This is a genomic window from Pseudogracilibacillus sp. ICA-222130, assembly GCF_037892545.1.
Taxonomy (GTDB): domain Bacteria; phylum Bacillota; class Bacilli; order Bacillales; family Amphibacillaceae; genus Pseudogracilibacillus.
In genome coordinates this window covers 187,634-205,952 of the sequence record NZ_JBBKBG010000002.1, presented here as the reverse complement: position 1 = coordinate 205,952, position 18,319 = coordinate 187,634, and the positions used below count along the sequence as shown (strand labels likewise).

The 18,319-nt window shown below is 32.9% G+C and carries 12 protein-coding genes; 3 read left to right on the top strand and 9 right to left on the bottom strand.

The features are described from left to right. Positions 1 to 78 precede the first annotated feature (78 nt). Positions 79 to 1,641 carry a fatty acyl-CoA synthetase gene (locus WKT09_RS02340; RefSeq protein WP_340414486.1) on the bottom strand — a complete coding sequence of 521 codons (1,563 nt, stop codon included), beginning with the start codon at positions 1,639 to 1,641 and terminating at the stop codon, positions 79 to 81. A 214-nt stretch (positions 1,642 to 1,855) separates the two neighbouring features. Here WKT09_RS02340 and WKT09_RS02335 point away from each other — a divergent pair, with 214 nt between their 5' ends. Further along, on the top strand, positions 1,856 to 2,785 hold the full coding sequence (locus tag WKT09_RS02335) for an alpha/beta hydrolase (RefSeq protein WP_340414485.1): 930 nt from the start codon (positions 1,856 to 1,858) through the stop codon (positions 2,783 to 2,785). A 110-nt stretch (positions 2,786 to 2,895) separates the two neighbouring features. Here WKT09_RS02335 and WKT09_RS02330 read toward each other — a convergent pair whose 3' ends face one another. The 5 genes from WKT09_RS02330 to WKT09_RS02310 all read right to left on the bottom strand — a co-directional run bounded on the left by WKT09_RS02330 (position 2,896) and on the right by WKT09_RS02310 (position 12,212). Further along, complete coding sequence (locus WKT09_RS02330) at positions 2,896 to 4,056, bottom strand: N-acetylmuramoyl-L-alanine amidase (RefSeq protein WP_340414484.1); 1,161 nt, start codon at positions 4,054 to 4,056, stop codon at positions 2,896 to 2,898. Between the two features lie 218 nt (positions 4,057 to 4,274). Then, complete coding sequence (locus tag WKT09_RS02325; RefSeq protein ID WP_340414483.1) at positions 4,275 to 6,176, bottom strand: DUF1998 domain-containing protein; 1,902 nt, start codon at positions 6,174 to 6,176, stop codon at positions 4,275 to 4,277. After that, a complete protein-coding gene (locus tag WKT09_RS02320; protein ID WP_340414482.1) occupies positions 6,173 to 9,688 on the bottom strand; it encodes a helicase-related protein in 3,516 nt (1,171 codons plus the stop codon). Before WKT09_RS02320 ends, WKT09_RS02325 begins: the two co-directional genes overlap by 4 nt. 19 nt (positions 9,689 to 9,707) lie before the next feature. After that, on the bottom strand, positions 9,708 to 11,225 hold the full coding sequence (locus WKT09_RS02315; RefSeq protein ID WP_340414481.1) for a DISARM anti-phage system protein DrmE domain-containing protein: 1,518 nt from the start codon (positions 11,223 to 11,225) through the stop codon (positions 9,708 to 9,710). Between the two features lie 6 nt (positions 11,226 to 11,231). After that, on the bottom strand, positions 11,232 to 12,212 hold the full coding sequence (locus tag WKT09_RS02310; protein WP_340414480.1) for a hypothetical protein: 981 nt from the start codon (positions 12,210 to 12,212) through the stop codon (positions 11,232 to 11,234). A 495-nt stretch (positions 12,213 to 12,707) separates the two neighbouring features. On the opposite strand from WKT09_RS02310, the gene WKT09_RS02305 reads away from it, so the two are divergent. After that, positions 12,708 to 13,487, top strand: a complete 780-nt coding sequence (locus WKT09_RS02305) for a hypothetical protein (protein ID WP_340414479.1) — start codon at positions 12,708 to 12,710, stop codon at positions 13,485 to 13,487. Between the two features lie 271 nt (positions 13,488 to 13,758). Here WKT09_RS02305 and WKT09_RS02300 read toward each other — a convergent pair whose 3' ends face one another. Both WKT09_RS02300 and WKT09_RS02295 read right to left on the bottom strand, forming a co-directional pair. After that, positions 13,759 to 14,859: a DNA cytosine methyltransferase gene (locus tag WKT09_RS02300; protein ID WP_340414478.1), complete on the bottom strand. Its 1,101-nt coding sequence runs from the start codon at positions 14,857 to 14,859 to the stop codon at positions 13,759 to 13,761. Between the two features lie 125 nt (positions 14,860 to 14,984). Next, complete coding sequence (locus WKT09_RS02295) at positions 14,985 to 16,148, bottom strand: restriction endonuclease (RefSeq protein WP_340414477.1); 1,164 nt, start codon at positions 16,146 to 16,148, stop codon at positions 14,985 to 14,987. 565 nt (positions 16,149 to 16,713) lie between these two features. Here WKT09_RS02295 and WKT09_RS13760 point away from each other — a divergent pair. Continuing rightward, a complete protein-coding gene (locus tag WKT09_RS13760) occupies positions 16,714 to 16,896 on the top strand; it encodes a tyrosine-type recombinase/integrase (protein WP_445323963.1) in 183 nt (60 codons plus the stop codon). Positions 16,897 to 17,157: 261 nt separating this feature from the next. On the opposite strand, the gene WKT09_RS02290 is transcribed toward WKT09_RS13760, so the two are convergent. Beyond that, complete coding sequence (locus tag WKT09_RS02290; protein WP_340414476.1) at positions 17,158 to 18,306, bottom strand: SAVED domain-containing protein; 1,149 nt, start codon at positions 18,304 to 18,306, stop codon at positions 17,158 to 17,160. Between the last annotated feature and the right edge of the window lie 13 nt (positions 18,307 to 18,319).

The window sequence follows — 18,319 nt, the reverse complement described above, 5'->3', positions numbered from 1 at the left end:
CTAATAGGTACTGCCCCAGTATTTAGAGTAGAAAATCTAATTGTAAGGATGACAACCATAAAGGAAGCGGTTTTTTATTTAATTCATTTGTTGAAATTTGTCACGTAAATCTTTTTTTAACACTTTACCACTCGGATTTTTGGGAAGTTGTTCCACATAATGGATTTGTTTTGGGACTTTAAAACTCGGTAAAACAGCTTTACAAAATTCTATCACTGCTTCTTCCTCTACTGTCTCTCCATCTTTTTGAACAATAACAGCAGCGATTGCTTCAATCCAATAATCATCCTGCACACCAATTACTGCTACTTCTGCAACTTCTTTCATTTCATAGATTACTTCCTCTACTTCACGGCTCGCAACATTGATTCCACCTGTATTAATCATATCCTTTTTTCGATCGACAATCGTTATATACCCCTCTTCATCCATGACACCTAAATCCCCACTATGAAACCATCCATTTTGAAACGCTTCCGCCGTTTTTTCTGGATTATTCCAATAACCAATCATTGCGTGTGGTGTTCGATGCACAATTTCTCCTATTTCACCACGTGCTACTTCCAATCCATCATCATCCACAATTTTCGTTTCGACATGTAGTGCCGGTTTTCCAGCAGAACCTAACTTCCTTAATTGATCTTCCGGTTGTAATGCCGTTGCAAGTGGCGCAACTTCAGTCTGTCCATAAAAATTCCAAAATTTCGCATTCGGCAATCGATCTGTCAATTCTTTTAAAACCTCCCGTGGCATAATTGCCGCTCCATAATAACATTTTTCTAAGGTCGATAAATTGAATGCATCAAATGTCGGATGACGTAACATGGCAATCCACACAGTCGGTGGGGCAAACAATTGATTCGCACCATAACGTTCAATCGTCTCCATTATTTTTTCCGGGCTCGCTACATCTAAAATAATCCCTGTTGCCCCAATATATATACTCGGTCCTAAAAACACATGTAATTGTGCACTATGATAAAATGGCAATGCATGTACGAACATATCGTTCACATCCATGTACCCATCAATAATACAACTAGCATATTCATGCATAATACTTTTATGTGATAACATGACACCTTTCGGATCCGACTCCGTCCCACTCGTATATAAAACATGAGCCAAATCATCATCCAAAATCGATTCTTCGACATGATCTATTGGCTGACTTTTTTGTAATTCATCAAGCAACATCCATACGTCTGATACTGGGGTCTCAAGCGACTCTAAAACAAAACGATGTCGAATTTCTAACCCGTCACTCGCATCGTCTAATACCGTAATAAATTCTTTTTCTGCAAACATGCCAATCACTTGAGCATCTTTTAAAATATAAGCAATATCCTTTTCCTTCAACATATAATTCATCGGAACCATTACCGCACCGATACGAGCAAGTGCAAATGTAACGATGACAAAATCCAAATTGTTTTTCGATAGAACTGCTAACCTATCACCTTTTTTTACTCCATCATGCCATAAACCATTTGCCGTCTGATTCACGAGCATATCTAACTCTTCATATGTTATATCAAGATCTTTATACAAAAACGCCCGCTTTTTCGGATATCTTGCAACGGTTCTCGTTAGCAAATCACCCAACGTATTACGCCTCGTTCGTTGAATTTGCTTATCCAATTTATAATTCCCCCTTCATTATTTTATATACAGAGTATGTAATCGCTCTCATTTTAATTATTTATACCCGTAAAAAGTTCTATAAAACGTATAAAATGCCTTGAAATTTTATGAACTTACATATTCCATGTATAAAAAACAGTCTAATAATGTTATACTAAAATTGTCGAACTACCTTTAGAGCCATGAACTTATGATGAAAAGGGGTATGAATATGAGTGGATTATCAAAGGAAGCTAAACTATTTGTCGAAAATGCAGTACCATTACGAACACTTCATCAAAAAAATTATGAAGAAGCTAGAGAAATAATGGCGGCAGGAGCACCTTTTGAAGCCGAGCTCGACCCTATTGGCAACATCGTGGATGAAACGATTAAAGTCGATAAAGGAGAAATAACATTACGTATATATACACCGAAAGGCGAAGGACCCTTTCCGATTATTATATATTATCATGGTGGCGGTTGGGTTACAGGCGACTTAAACACCTCCCATATTAGTTGCCAGATGATTTGTGCCAAAACAGAACATATCGTCATTTCTGTCGATTATCGTTTAGCACCAGAGTACCCTTTTCCAGTACCAGTACAAGATGCATATGCTGCATTTACGTGGGTACATGAAAACGCCAAAGAATTAAATGGGATTCAAACGAATATATCTGTTTGTGGTGATAGTTCTGGCGGGAACTTAGCGACAGTTACAGCTATTGCATCAAGAGAAAATAAAGGACCAAAAATTAATGCACAAATTTTAATCTATCCGATAACAGATTTAACGATGGAATCTGATTCATACGAACAATTTCATGAAGGGTTTGGATTGACGAAAAACCTAATGAAATGGTGTATAGATTATTATGTAACAGATAAAAATGATGTTCTAAATCCAGTGGCATCCCCTTTGTTTCATGACAATCTGACTGATTTACCACCAGCACTCATCATTACTGCAGAAAACGATGTACTTCGTGATGAAGGAATTCGCTATGGCAACAGATTAAAACATGCAGGTGTACAAGTAGAACAAATTACCGAGGATGGACTTGTCCATTCCTACTTTACAACACCTGAAGTATTTTTCGAACAAATTAAAAAAACAATTAATGATATCGACGCATTTTTAAAAAAGATAAATGAATAAAGTATTTGATTTTAAAACGGAATTCCTTTTCTTACTAATGTACGATTCATACAAAAAAGGCAATGCATCCGAAACATTCGGTACATTGCCTTTTTACTTTCCACAATTATTTAATAAAAATAATTTCCTAAACCTTCTAAAATTGCATTTGATACATTTTCATCATATGCGTCAGACTGAATAACACTTAATTCATCGGGATTACTAATGAATCCTAACTCTACTAAAACAGATACATCTGCATTTTCACGTAAGACAAAATAGTTATCTTTCTGCACTCCACGGTCATTTAAACCAGTATGTTGTACAAGTGCTTGTTGGATCGAATACGCTAATTGTTCATCCTTTTTATTCGCATAATAATGCGTACTAATTCCTCGACTTCCAGACTTTGTAAATGCATTAAAATGAACACTTATATATGCATCCGTCCAATACATTTTATTAAAAGCAATTCGTTCGTTTAGTGACATCGTCTTATCGGAAGTACGTACTAACGTGACAGTAGCACCATGTGCACGTAATTTCTCGGCAATTTTATTCGTTAATGCTAATGTCATATCTTTTTCATGCTTTCCGTCAGCTGCAATTGCACCAGGGTCTTTCCCTCCATGCCCTGCATCTAACATAATATTTTTTCCATTTAATGACACATTTGGTGTAGCAGATGTGGTTTGTTTGGCCGATGACTTTTTAGTACTCTTTTTCGAGCTACTATTCGAAGTACTTTTATCTTGTCCTGTTGCTTTACTTGTCGTTACCCAAGAAGCAACCCAAGCAGTCGAGCCATCTGGCAACTTAATTTTATGCCATTCATTTACCGTTTCAATTAACGGAAAACTTTCTCCATTTTCTGCAATATAAACTACTTCATCATGCGTGCTTGCATTTGCCCGGATGTTTACAATATCTTCCGTGACCTGAACTGTTTTACCGTTAGAAGAACTTGCCTTCGATTGCTTTTTCTTCTTTTCTACCTTTTTTGTTGAATTATCTGCTGGTATTAAATAATGTGCTGCAACCCAAGCAATGTCTCCATCATAATACGTTTGCGCCCAGCCATGTGCTTCTTTAAAAACTGTCACTTGATCACCTTTTTTTAATTGACCAACGACATTCGCATCAGCTGCCGCATCATCCCTCACATCTACTGCATCTACCCCGATGTCATATGTTTTCTCTGCAGCATATGACTTGTCCAACCATATAAAACTAGTAACTAGTATAAATGCTGTACATAATAATAAAATCCTTTTCTTCAGAATAACCACTCCCTATTTCCATAAATTAGTAAAAGGTAGTGGTTACATTTTACAAGATATGTAAAATAAGAAAAAGAGTAGAATGTATTAGAAAAATCTAGAAAAATAGTATTTATTTTACAACAAATACATCTAATTTTAAATCGTGTGACTAAAGTCTACTTTTATAATTGTTTTGGTTTAAAGAAGGTAACTTTACATATTAATCAGTGAGTCTATCCAACTATTTAATTAGTTGAACTGAAAAAACCTATTTGTGGATCAATTAATAATGTTCTGTCCAAAAATAAATTTCCAGTTTCACATGAAGTTTCTGATAAGTATGAACAACTATGACATGCTGCACCGTTTAAATTATTAACTCCTTGCCCTGAATCTTTTCCAATTTCTGAGCAAACCGGGTCTGAACTACACCACCTTGCTTTATCTATTGCTTGATAAACCACTGGAAAAAAAGTTTCTTTTTTCCCCATTCTTACAAGCCCTCCAAATGTACCGTCAATATCTCCTGAAGAGGTATAAATTAAGATACCACAATCGTCATCATTTATATAAAGTCGCTCACGTAATGATGCGGAATTGTAACCACATGTAAGTGCAAGCTCATCGATTATAATATGGGATAAAGTGTGAATCAATACATTCCTCGGTTTAAGAATTGATTCATCAAACCTTGCATTACTTCTTACAGCCCTAGTAATTAGTCTATTAAAATGACTTAATACATCATGTCTTTGTTCCCAAGAAATTAGTTTTTCTACATTCAAAGTAAAGAATATTCCTTCCCCATAAACTTTGTAGGCAGGTAACCAGTTGTTTTCTTGTAAGTCTGGATTCTTAAACAATAATTCTTTTCCTTTTTCTATTTTAGTCCTACCAGATTGTTCACTATTTGTTATAAGTCTATCAAAACCTGTTAATACAATAGTTTCCTTTAATTTTGTCACCCTGTTAATCAGGGTAAATTTACTAGTTATTTCGTTTACAACAGCACTTCCTGAATTCCATTCTTTTTTTACTTTTAAATGTGTATCTTCAATCCCATCGACAAGTACTTCAAACTCTTTTTTCCTTAGTTCTTTTTCTGTATTATTAGAGTATATTCTTTCCAGCTCATCCTTATCCTCGAGTTCACCTTCAATATAAAGTATTGCAAGTTCTATATCTGAATCGTTGTAAAGATTAATCTCAGGTGGACATATTTTTTTTATAATTTCTATTTTTTTGTCAAGGCGGTCAGCGATATTTAACCAAGATGTAGTAATCCCGTATCTTTCAAACATATCTATAAGTCTTTCAACTGCTGCATTTTTTCCTGGTAAATAAATTGCACTAATAGTATTAGGGTAGTATACATTTATTGAATTTTTTAATGCTGCAACAGGATTTGAAAAACAATTTTCACTTTCGCTAAGTGATCCATACCATGGTTTATGACCTGGACATTTATATAAATCACCATTTTCATTTAGTTTCTTACTTAACTCGCTAATACCTTCCTCTTCATCATTTGGATTATTTTTTCTTGTCATAATCCCCTTTAGTGACCTTTCTTTGTTGCAACTACATTTAACTTTAAGGGAATCAAGTGTTGCTCCGCCTGTGGTTATTAAACTCATTTGTCCATCACAAGAGGTGTGTTCATCTTTATGAACCCATTCCCTCCAAGGAAAATCAGATATATGTCCTTCTCTACAAATCATTACAAACGGCACCTGAATCATTCTTCTGCTTTCTTTACATACTTTGCAATCCATCCAACTTGTCCGTTGAGACAAATCTGATTGATGTAAAGTTTTACATATAGGGCAATAATGCCAAGTAGGAAAGCGAAGTAAGGGAATATATAAATCTGTATTTGTTTGAGATAGTGCATCTCCACTGTTTATATATTTGTAACCTGGTCTATAATCAGGAGGCATTAATAGTCTATTTACCCTTAATAATGATCTTAATCTATTCTCTTGAATTTCAAATTCATCTAAAAATTCTGTTCGATTTTCATTTTTATCATAATACCATTTATCTAGAGCACCTATCATTGCGGTTTCTCCTTCAGGACTAATCACAAGTGAACCTGGGCCAAATGTGGTAACAAGTTGCCCTCTTCTTAACGGTAAATCATTCATAAAAGTAACCCCTCCCAACCAGTTTCTACTTCACTACTTTCCTCTGTATTGTATAAAGGTACTATAAGCCCCCTAGACTCAGAGTCTACGTTTCTCATTGAGTTAATCATTGACTCAGCCTTATTTTTTAGAGTTAGAGGTAAAATTTTACCTGCAGGATACATATAGCCTTCCACTTTAGGGTCTACTTCCCATGCAGTATAATTACCGATTTCTAATCTTTTTAGTATCATTCGAAATCTTTTTTTCAACTCTTCTACTTGTTCAGGATCAACGAGTTCGGCTCTCTCGACTAAACGGTTATAAAAAGGTACAATTTTGTCATTAAAGTTCTTTTCAATCTCACGCCAATCTGGTGTTCTAGAAACATCTTCATTTAGTGCCTGACGAAGAAAACCAACTACTACCGCATGTAACCCTCTCTCTAGAGAAGTATCAGAAAATGGAGTAACACTAGTTGGTTCGACTTGAGCATATAATTTTTGATGATACTCCCGAAAATGTTCAAAGTGGGATTTATCTCTTGATTTTGTATTAGAATATAATGTAAATATCAAGCCAGGCCTTTCCCACGAGCGACGCCCAACACGACCACTAACCTGAATGTATTGTGCAGTCATTTTCGGTTGTCCAACGATAGCCATAACAGACAGTCTATCAATGTCTACTCCTACTTCAATTATATTTGATGCTAAGCATAAATCTATTGCAGAATCACGTCTACTTTTTTTATTACTGTCATATTCTATTTTTAAATTATCAATTGTTTTAGATATTTCATTACTTTGCTTTCTTGATGTTAATTCTAAATAGTTATTAACAAACCGAAGTTGTTTTTGGTCTTTTCTCATTGCTATCGAACTAGAATATTGAGGTATATCTGTTTGAGTCAAAGTTAAACCCTCACCTAATTCGCGCAGAGTATTATAAAAAGAAAGTAATGTCCAATAAGGATCTCTTTCTGACTTCTCTATTTCATTAGCAGATTGCAGAATAGAGGAGAATGCCATAACTTGAGACATCATTATACGAACAGTTTGAGTGTATACACCCACATACTTTCTGCCAGGCATAGGCTTTCCCGTTTCTTTATCAATTGCAGGTGTTGCAAAGAAAGAGTCTTCATTATCCAACGCTGGACTTGGAAACAATCTAGCTGTTTTTCTTCCAAATAGTGCAAGTGTTTGTTCTTCAAACTGTTTAATTGTTGCAGTTGCCGCTATAATTTTCGGTTTAACGATTTCACCGTCTACTTCTTTTAGACATAATTCTTCAATCAAAGTCTCAAATAAACCAGTTAGGGTTCCTAAAGGACCGGAAATTAAATGCAATTCATCTTGAACAATTAATGAGGGAGGACTTATGAATCTGTCACCATTAGGATTAATTCCAAAAAGTGATCTTGCTTTTGGTTTCCAAACTAATTGAACAAACTTATCAACCGTACCTATTAAAAAGGTTGGACGCTTCTCATATATAGTTTCATCTACAATATAAATTGGTAATTCATCATGAAAATGACAATCTTTATCCGGACAATGGATTAACAATTTATTATCATCACTTTTATAACCAAGATACTGTTTCTTTTTACTATCCTTCTCCTCATAAAACCCGAGTTTCGCTCCACACCACGAACAATTGTTTACAATAAATTCTTGGGCATCTTTATTACCTTTTTTTAATTTCATAAGATTCGTTTTAGCAACTTTATTGCTATTAGGTGTCGTATTTGATCCAACCCATATTCCAATGGAGAATGGTATATCTCCTAATTTCTCTTGATTATTTCTTCTTATATATTCTAAAGCACAAATTAATCTAGAAGATCTTTGGAATTGGTCAGCGGTTAGTAGTCTAAGCGTATACCTCATCAATATATCTACTCCTGCATCCATCGGGTTTCTTAATCTTCTTAAAACCATTTGAAAAGCAGCAACCCCTAAATAAGCCTCTGTTTTTCCACCACCGGTAGGGAACCAAATTAAATCAACAATTTCCCTTGATTTACATTTCTCATTTATAAATGATTCAATTGATAATAGAATAAATGCAATTTGAAATGCTCTCCAATAATTATTAGCATTTTTTAATTTAACTTCATCATTAATGTTGTCTTTAAAGGATTTATTAAAAATTATTCGATTGTTATTAATAATGCCATCTCGCTTATCTTTTCCATTGAGCTGTTGTAGAAGAATAGCAAGATTGGCTAAACGAAATGCCTCAAGTATTTGTTCATCTTCGAGAAATTCTAATCCCTTTTTCATTCTTATTAAACTTTCCTTACATAATGTCATATGTTTCATAGCCACTGGGCGTAAAGATTTTGGTATTTCGTCTTGAATCTCTTTTTCCTTTGCATTAATCCACTCTTCATACCCATTTATCAGGGGTTGTAGAATTTCCTTCGGATGTTCGTTTGATGATACCCCAGCTAAATCACTCATTTTAATTTCAAGTTCTTGCATTTTATTCCCCTGCTTAACAACAACGTTTGGAGTCATACTTAAAGCTTCATACTCAGGCATAAACGTTGTTGATATCTCATTAACCTCTGTTTGATTTTGCTCCCAATGGGCAGCACAACCATGTCCAAATGCATATACACCCTCATTTCTATAAAGCAATTCCGTTGATGCTTCCTCTTCGCTCATATAACCCTTCATTTCATATTGTTTAGGATAAATAGAAAACGGATATTCTTTTGGTGTACTTATTGTCATTACTGATTGAAACAATATCAACTGTGAGCTGTTAAAATCTTTAACATCAGAGCGGTTAGTAACACTTACAGTTATAATATACTTACTCTTGACTTCTCTAATTCTGGCTTGAAGTTGTACTTCATACTGACTTAAATGTTCATCTTTTTTATTTTTCATAGCTACAAATGTTTCAATTTGTTTATTTGCAGATAGGTCTTTAATAGAAACATTCCAAAAACCCTCAATAGACTCTCTTAACCACCATTGGTAACTATTACTTTCCCCCTTAACTCTTACCTTGTGAGGAGTATAACTTCCACCTTGTATGTTAACCTTAAAATTTGGTAAGTTTTTATCAACACAAAAAGTAAGTCCCATTGTGGATGGCTTATAATCGTTTCTTTGCGGGAATAATTCAACCTCACCATCATCTTCTGTATTCTCTATTCCTTCAGTTAGGTTGAATAATTCCCCTATTTTTTTAATTTCTTCCTCTTCAACAAACTCTTTATTAATTGGAGTATCAAGTGAAACATCTTCATTATCATTCGTACCCAAGGGAAATAATAATCCACTAACGTATCTTTGCGTAGGATTCTCCCTTTGAAGTATTTCTTCTTTAACTCCACCAATTGTCCAATAATAGGACTTATAAAGTTCCTCTTTGGATTGAAATTCTGTAGAACCAATGGGATTAAATTTTACGTAATTATCTCTTATTTGACTTGGTCCTATAATTTCTTCTTTTACGTTATTTAATACTATATCACGATTTTCCAGTGACTTTTCTAATGTGATAGACATACAAATAACTCCTTTATTGTTAATCTATTTCTATTGTTTTCATTAGGTTATAGGGTGCTACATAATACACTGACCTGTCAATTGAAACAACCCTTTCAATATTAAATGATGCTCCATCAAATTCTTTTGATGTAAAAGTATAATACCCTTGTTCCTTTAATTCCTGAAAAATCTCTATTGACAATTCATTCATCAATTTACCTGAAATTAGTCTTCCCGCTTTTAAATGTGCGCGCCTAATTTCTTTCATTTTTCTGTGAATTTCTTCCACTTCTTTTTCGGTATACTTTAATGCCTTTAAAAGTTTAGGCAGTTCAGTAGGACTAATTGAGTTTTCATTGCACCAATTTCTAATTGATACGGTTGATGCCGTCTTTAAGCGATATTTTTTACTAAGTATTTGACTTACTTTATTTATACCTTTTTGTTCAACATTATAGAGAAGTCTTTTTTTCCATTTTTTCTGTGTCAATCTATAATCTTTCGCTTTTGATTTAAGTATTTGATCCGCCACTTCAGCAATTAACTTAGTATCACTCTCATTTCTGATTACAATATAATCGTCTTCTTCTACTTCATTAAAGTTTTTTTGTTTAACAAAATTGTTTTTCTCCTCCGGAAAAAACACACGTATTTTTGAATCCTGTGGAGCAAATAAAAAGCGATCATTTTCTAAAAAAACTATACTTGCTTCTATAGTGTCTGATGAATTAATACCACTTCCTTTTTGTTCATCCAAAAATTTGTTTACAGCAATATTTAAGGATTCTTTTTCTTCAAGATTTATTGTAACTTTCTTTTGAATAGCTTCCCCAACTGTAACTTGATTATAAAGTGTACTATAGGTGCCATTTTTAATTATTTCCTCAAATTCACCTTTAAGTTTTATAAAGTTAGTAAACATATTGTAAGAAACAAAAGTAATCACTGAACCTTTAAATGTAGTTCTAGTATACTCTCCAAAATAATTCGGGCTACCTATATAAATAACTTCATCGAATATGCTAATTTCTTTCCTAAAACTATTTTCAGTAAAAAAATTTATGTCATGATTTACTATAATATCACCAATAAACTGTTTTTTTTCATCTAAAGACAGTGCTCTTTTTGTTACAATTGCTATCTTTTGAGTATTATGTAACTTATTATTAAGATGACTCTGAAGGTAATCAGCCATGCTGTTTTCTTTAGCTTCTATTATCTCCTTGAAAACCTTTGCAATTTTTATTACTGAACTTGAAAAAAGTTCAGGATAACTATTCTTTATTTGAAAAAATTTTTTTAGAAGCTCATTCTGTACCTCAATACTTATTACTTTATTGTACGGTAAAAAACTTCCAGTTAGTTTAAAGAATACTCTTCTTAAAAGGTTTAATACCTCACTTAAATGTAAGTCATTATCATATCTACCTTGAACTTCATTTCGGTACTTTTCAAGACTTTCAGCAAAAAGCGATAATCTGTTGTTTTTAACATGAGCAAAGTTAATATTACTTTTCTCTAATTTATATAAGTCTATTAAGTTAATAAAACTCATAATACACTACCTCCAACCAAGTAACTCAATTCCATTAGGTATTTTTGTATCGTTCAACTTTAAAAAATCTATAAGTTCATGAGTGAGAATGTTATGGTCTTCTTGTAACAATTTCCTTTTTATTTCTTCTTTAAATTCATATAGCCTTCCTTCGTTATCTGTTCTGCTATAAACTATTATTTGAGGATTTTTACTGAAATATTTCGATTGCTTTATGTAACTATTTACATCGGAGTATATTACTGGCACATCCTCAGTTATTTCTTCTTTAATTTTTTTAACTTGAGATGAAAATAACTTTCCGTTCGTATAACTATTTTTATCATCCATGTAAAGGAAGTCATTAATACTACCTTTTATGTCATTATAAATGAATATCTCTTCATTCATTTGGTCAGCAATCTGTGAAGTATTTCCGACTAAATAAAAATAATTTCCTGGATAAAAGGAAACCTTATTCAATTTATTAGGTGAATACAATTCACTTAACAAAGGACTTCCTTCTAAACCAAGTTCTTTTTTCTTACTTACCTTTCTAGACTTTTTTATTTCATCCAATTCCTCATCAAGTAAAACTAATCTATCTATCCACTGACATTCAGGAATACCACTTTTCATCCCCCTATCCTGAATCCAAAGAAGCATTTCATTTTTAAATATTGGGCTCTGTTCTACAGAAAGAACCGATACCTTTCTAGAAGATTCTTTATCTTGATAAATAATACGACTACCCGTTTTTAAACTCATTACTTGCTTTCTAATAGATCGTGCCTGTTTGTTAACAGTAAATTTTTTATCAGCTATTCCCATTGCAATAAATAACGGGAAGTATAATTCACTTGGTAGTGAAATAATAATAGTTACTGGTTTACGAGATTTAACATCACTCTCGTACATAAATGAACCTAATTCAAATGCAAAGTTCACCCAGTCTGGCAAACTTCTCGAATCTCTTTTATTAAGAACCTTTAAATTCTTAATTGACATCCGCATACACCTCTCCAATTATCCTTAAGTATATTATAACACACTACTATAGAACTGGTTTTCTGATATAATATCCATATAATATCGGTACATCCGTACTAGAATTAAAAATTAATTTTTCCAACCTGTTTATATTGTATCATGAAAGGAGGTGAATAAAAGTTGAATAAATATAGTCTCGTAATTGATAATTCCTTACTGGAAGAAAATACGTTTTTGGGTATGCTAATCCATCCTACAAATCCAGAGAACGGGATGCTAGTACTAAATAGTAAGAGTAATGAATTAATGTTACAGATTTATAGAATCACCTTAAATAGTTCTTTCGAATTTCATATTACTAAAATTTTAACCTCTAAAATATTTAATACATCTAGGGAAATGAATCTTTTTTTAGAGAAATTCTCAAATTTCAAAGCAAATCAATTTACAGAATTTTTAAATTACCATGATAATGATCAATTACATTAAGAAATATAGATTGGAGACAATGGAATGACTTTTTATTTTAATTATTTAAGTTCATATATAAATGATGAAGGTAAAAAGATATATAACTTTACAAACCCTTACCGTTTTAACAGTTTAGGACAAATCAAACCTGAATACACTTTATCAAGTTTTGAATTCGCAAATAACATGAGTTTTTCAGAGGAAGGACATCATAGAGTATATAGATCTGGTGGAAGTGAAATACGTAGTAAAGTGCAAGTATTCTGCGACACATTTATTGGTAAACTCGGAGAATTTGCAGTGTACCAATACTTTAGGAATAATGGTATTACATTGACATATCCTGACCTAAAAATCATGGGACAAGGTGAGTGGGATAGTTATGACTTTACATATAAAAACAGAAAAATCGGTGTAAAAACAACAAAAACAAATGGAAATCTGTTATTGCTGGAAACTAAGGATTGGAATAAAAATGCACAATATTTACCTAATTTAAGTAATGGAAATGCTGATTATACTGATTTTTTATTCGTCCGTGTAGACACAAACATTGTATCCAATTTAAAACGCCAAAGACTTTATAGAAATAATAATATAAAAAAAGAGATATTAGAGGATGAATTCAATAAATCTTCATACTACTTTGACATTGCTCATATTCCTATCTTTTTGGTTAAACATGCAATTCAGCAAAATTCTATTATTGAAAAAGGTTCTTACTTATATAAGACATTGATAGACGCAAATAATTATTATATTCAATCTGGCGATATGTTTTTTATTTCCAATCTGATTAATGAGTTAAAATCAACTCCATAATATTTGTTAAATTCAAAAGTAACAATTTCAGTCGAAACACGGTAGAATAAAATATAATTATTTGCTCAAAGGTAAAGGAAACGACAATAAATAATAAACATGCTATATCACCTTCGTTTATGAGTATAGGGTGATTGACTAAGAATTTTAGCAAACAAGAGCTGAGATGATTTTGAAAATGAGCACTTACCCAATAACATCATTAAATACTCTTGAATTTTTTAAACCTAAATAGGAAAAACAAAGAGAAAAGGTTTTATCCTCTTCTCTTTTAAATTGCTTGCTTTTCTTTATTTTTAGATTTTTCTTTTTTATAAACCGTATTAAGTGCTGTTAATAAATTAGTAGCAAGTCTTTTGATTACTGGTACGGATACTGCATTACCTGCTTGTTTATATATGTGGCTATTTGCCATACCCTTAGGAATTCGGTAGTCATCATTTACAGGAAATCCTTGAAATCGTAGAGTTTCCTTAGGTGTGAGTTTTCTAAATCCCCAATCATCAATTATCAAAGGAACATTATGACCACCTTCGCCCATGTTTGCAGTTAGAGTTGGACATACATTACTTTGATTTTCTCTAACATAAACTCTTCTAATTTGATAAACCGTATCTCTCTTTGTCATTGATTCAACGAGTTGAGAGTAATATTGAGAATCTTCAGTATAATAATATCTGTCTTCTTGCTTTTCATGGCTATCTAGAATGTCATCAATCGTATTGGTGAGTGGAATTGGCTCAGGCCATTTAAAACTTTCTAAAGCTTTTTTATTTCTAAATCCTACTATGAAAATCCGTTCCCGATTTTGAGGTATATTTCCATACTCCATCGTATTTAAGACTCTACTTTCAAAATGGTATCCACTATCTTTTAACATTTCTTCGATAACTTTGAAAGTTCTTCCGTCATCGTGTCCTTTTAAATTCTTAACATTTTCTAGGAAGAATGCTTTCGGTTTCTTAGCCCGAATAAAACGAATAACATCATAAAACAATGTCCCTCGAGGATCAATTACCTCAGTTTTTCCACCACACTCTGGACAACTTGCTCCGTTAATGTATTCATCATAGGAGACTGTATGCTTATGTTCACAATCGTGACATTGGTAGTTCATTCCATGTCGTTGTCCTGCAACGGAGAAAGCGACGCACGGCCAACCCGCTGTAATAATATCTGTATTAGGCATTTCAAATTCATGGATTTTCCGAACATCTTCTTCGATTAAAACATGATTAAAATTCTCTTTATAAGTCTTACAAGCATTTTTATCATGCTCGTTTGCCCATATAATATTCGCTCCTGCTTGCTCAAAACCTTTTTCAATTCCGCCAATTCCAGCAAACAATGATGCAACTGTAAATCTTTCCATATAATCCTCCCTCCGAACATATGTTCCATTCCATTTTAATCTAATTATACTTATTGTATCATGTTTTGTCTAGAATTGCGGCTGGCATACATATATATATTTTCATATATTAAATTTGTAAGATATTAGTTATTGTGTTCCTCTTGAAAGTCTTCGTAAGCACCTATTCGTGCAAAGTCTATTCTAAAATGATGATTGTTTATTTTTGTCACTACAACAGAATCAATTCCGACATCTTCCAACATTTGGTAAGTAACCAAAGTATCCGGTGGTATCTGTAGGACGTGACGCAATAACCAATTTCCTAAATGTCTATTTGGGTTGGTCATTAAAGCCTTGCCGTTTTCTTGACATATTTTTGCTGAAAACTCTGTTCCGTTAGGTATCTCTAATGTGAACGGAACGGATTCATAACTTCTTCCATTTCTTTTAGCGTCTTGATATGCATTTAAATCGTAAGGAAAAAAGTCAGGAAAACTTCTATGTATCCATATAGGAATAGGTATATATACTTCATCCTCGTGTCGAGTCCTTCCTTTAGCATTCCACTGATTTAAGCCTGATCCCACTGAAACTGCCATTGTTCTAGGAGAATATAAAGGTAAATATATATGCTCATATGTTTTTTCTGTTTCTGGGAGTAAATCAATTCCACGGCCACGCAACAAGAAAGTATATGGATCTTTTAAAATTTCTACATTAAATTGATCTGAAGGATTTGAGGTAATAAATCTCTTTTCCAAAGTACTTTTTGATAAGTTGAACTTATAATCATGTAAGTGGTCCTTAAAGTGAATAATGTTTCCTCTTTGCTTTATATCTCTAACGGTGTTTAAATCAATTAAGTCCATATACTCTTCATAGATATTAAATCTTCCTTCTTCACGGGTTACTAGATGATAAATCATATCATCTAAATCGTGCGCTCTTTGTGTGAAAATAATCCTATTATTCCTTTGTATACTAATGCTTTCTACAACATCTCTTGGATCTAATCCTTGGTATGATACCGCTCCTTTATTAAACTCTGCTATTTTCTGAAACGTCCTTCCATTCTTGTGTAGAAATGTTTTTAAACCAATACCTAATCCGTTTTTCGCTGCATCTGCAGAAACATCACCTCTAGATAGGTTTTCAGCATCAAATGCTCTACAAAAGATATTTTCCGCAGCTCGATAATATAAGTATGGAACTGGATTTTCTGCAAAAAGATTTGAAAGTGAACCAACTGCTCTTAGTAATTCAACATACTCATCTTTACTTTCATCTAATCGTGTACTATAAAACATAGATATGTAATCCCTCCTATGCCTTAATAGTAGCAAAGTTTTATAGAAAGATTAAGGACCAATAAGTAATTTAAGTTTTCTATAATTTTATTTATATCTCGCTCTCTCCCCTATCTATCAATAAATCTATTCTTCACTATTAAGAAAAGAATGAAGTGTATATACTTCAAAGGAATTAAAAGAACTATACACACTTCTTAACAATACAAATAGCATTAAAAACAGGCATGAGAAAAGATGAATTACCAGCTTTACAATGAGAAGATTTAGATTTTAAAACAAATACTATTCATATACGTCGTTCATTTATTTATACCAAAGAAAATGGCTACGAACAAAAAAACTAAAACTAAAAAATCCATTAGAAAAATTGCACCACCCAAAAAGTTAATGAGTAAACTACAAAAACATAAACATTCAAAAGAAAAGGAATGTGAACAAGTAGATAAACCATTGGCTGGTGCCCAATATCTCTTTGTTTTTCCACTGATTTTGGTAAAACGTCTTATCCTGACGTACCAAATAAACGGTGGACAAGATTTTAAAAAGGACAGGATTTTAAAAAATCCGATTTCATGATCTCAGACTTACAACTGGTACGGACCTAATCAATAAGGGAGCTAATATTCACTCTATTTCTAAACGATTAGGACACACTAACATCAATACAACAATGAATATCTATGGACATTATCTAGAAGAGACGGATCAAAACATCGCTGAAAAGTTAGATGATGACTATATCTAACTTTTCAATGAAGGATTAGAGTAATTAAAATAATTAAAGTACTTCTAAGTTATATAAAGTAGTTCATTTGGAAAGTAGAAAAATCATATTCACAATGTATATCAATGTAATCATATAATTTTAGACTACAAAAATGTACAAAAATACACTGGGTTTGGCTCCCCCTGCGTATTCTATTATTTTTAATGACTTGTTGTTGAAGTAATGCACCCGATCGTAATATTACTTAGATAAATATTAACATGAAAAAATTAGTTGTTATTACTGTGAAACTATTACTTTACTACGAATTGTATCTCCAATAGTGAAAGTATAATGAAAACCATCCTTCTCATCATATAAAGAAAGTGGAAGATCTGCTTTTGGCATCCAAACTCGTCCCAATTCAATCGCTACCGCTACAGGAATCGAAGGAAAAACATGTATTACATTATCATGCCCATGTATACTTTTAATTCGGTTTAATAGTTCCCTAAAAAGTGTTCGGACCTTACTTAATTGATTTTCACTTTTTAAGTAGTCATTATTTGGGATTGGTATGGTTACAGTCCATATTGATGTATCGTCTCCCATTACCTTAATAATTCGCCCGTTATCAATAGTTGCACTTAATGATAAATTAAGTGCAACTTTATCATGAATCTGTTCAGGCTCTTTTACAATATACTCAAAACTTTCTGGTCCATCTTGCCATTTCCAATCGGCTGGTTCTCTGTGTAATTGATATACATCTGCCTGAATAATATCCGAGATTAATACGCCTAGCTCAATCAGTAAAGGCTGGGGTGCCAGCGCAAAAACAGACAAATGTCGAATATCCCCTAATTCTATTCTTCGCTTTACCTTATCTATAAATTGGTTTTTTAAATTTTTTCTTTCCACTACCCAATACATATCTTGATCATCACGAAATAGGCTATTTTTTAAACTTAATTCTATCGCAGGGTTTTCCGCTGGATACCTATTCGGTAACATTGCTGGGGTAGTCTTCTCAAAATTTATAGGTGAACTATGTTCTCCAATGTTTGCACCATACAATAAAACATTGCTTTTTCTATTTACACCAACTGATGTGACCATTTCTATCCGCAGTTCATGGTTTTTCTTCATTTCTTTCAATCTCTCAACTGGATGCCCATCCTCATCTTCCTTATCGATTAGCCTATGGTGCTTATCACACATTAACATCAAGTTATTAATATCCTTAGCCAGCTTTTTAGAAAGGATTTTGTGACCCCTCGGACCATTTGGACTATCGGCTATAATATGAGCGACGTAGGCTGTATTAAACTCCGATTCTGTTAAAGAGTCTTTCCAAAGCGGTTCATTACATCCTTCGTATTGACACCTTCCGGCAGCTTTTCCCCATAGTCTTATTTTTACTCTTTCTGGTATATGTGTTTTTGACATAGATACGCCCCTC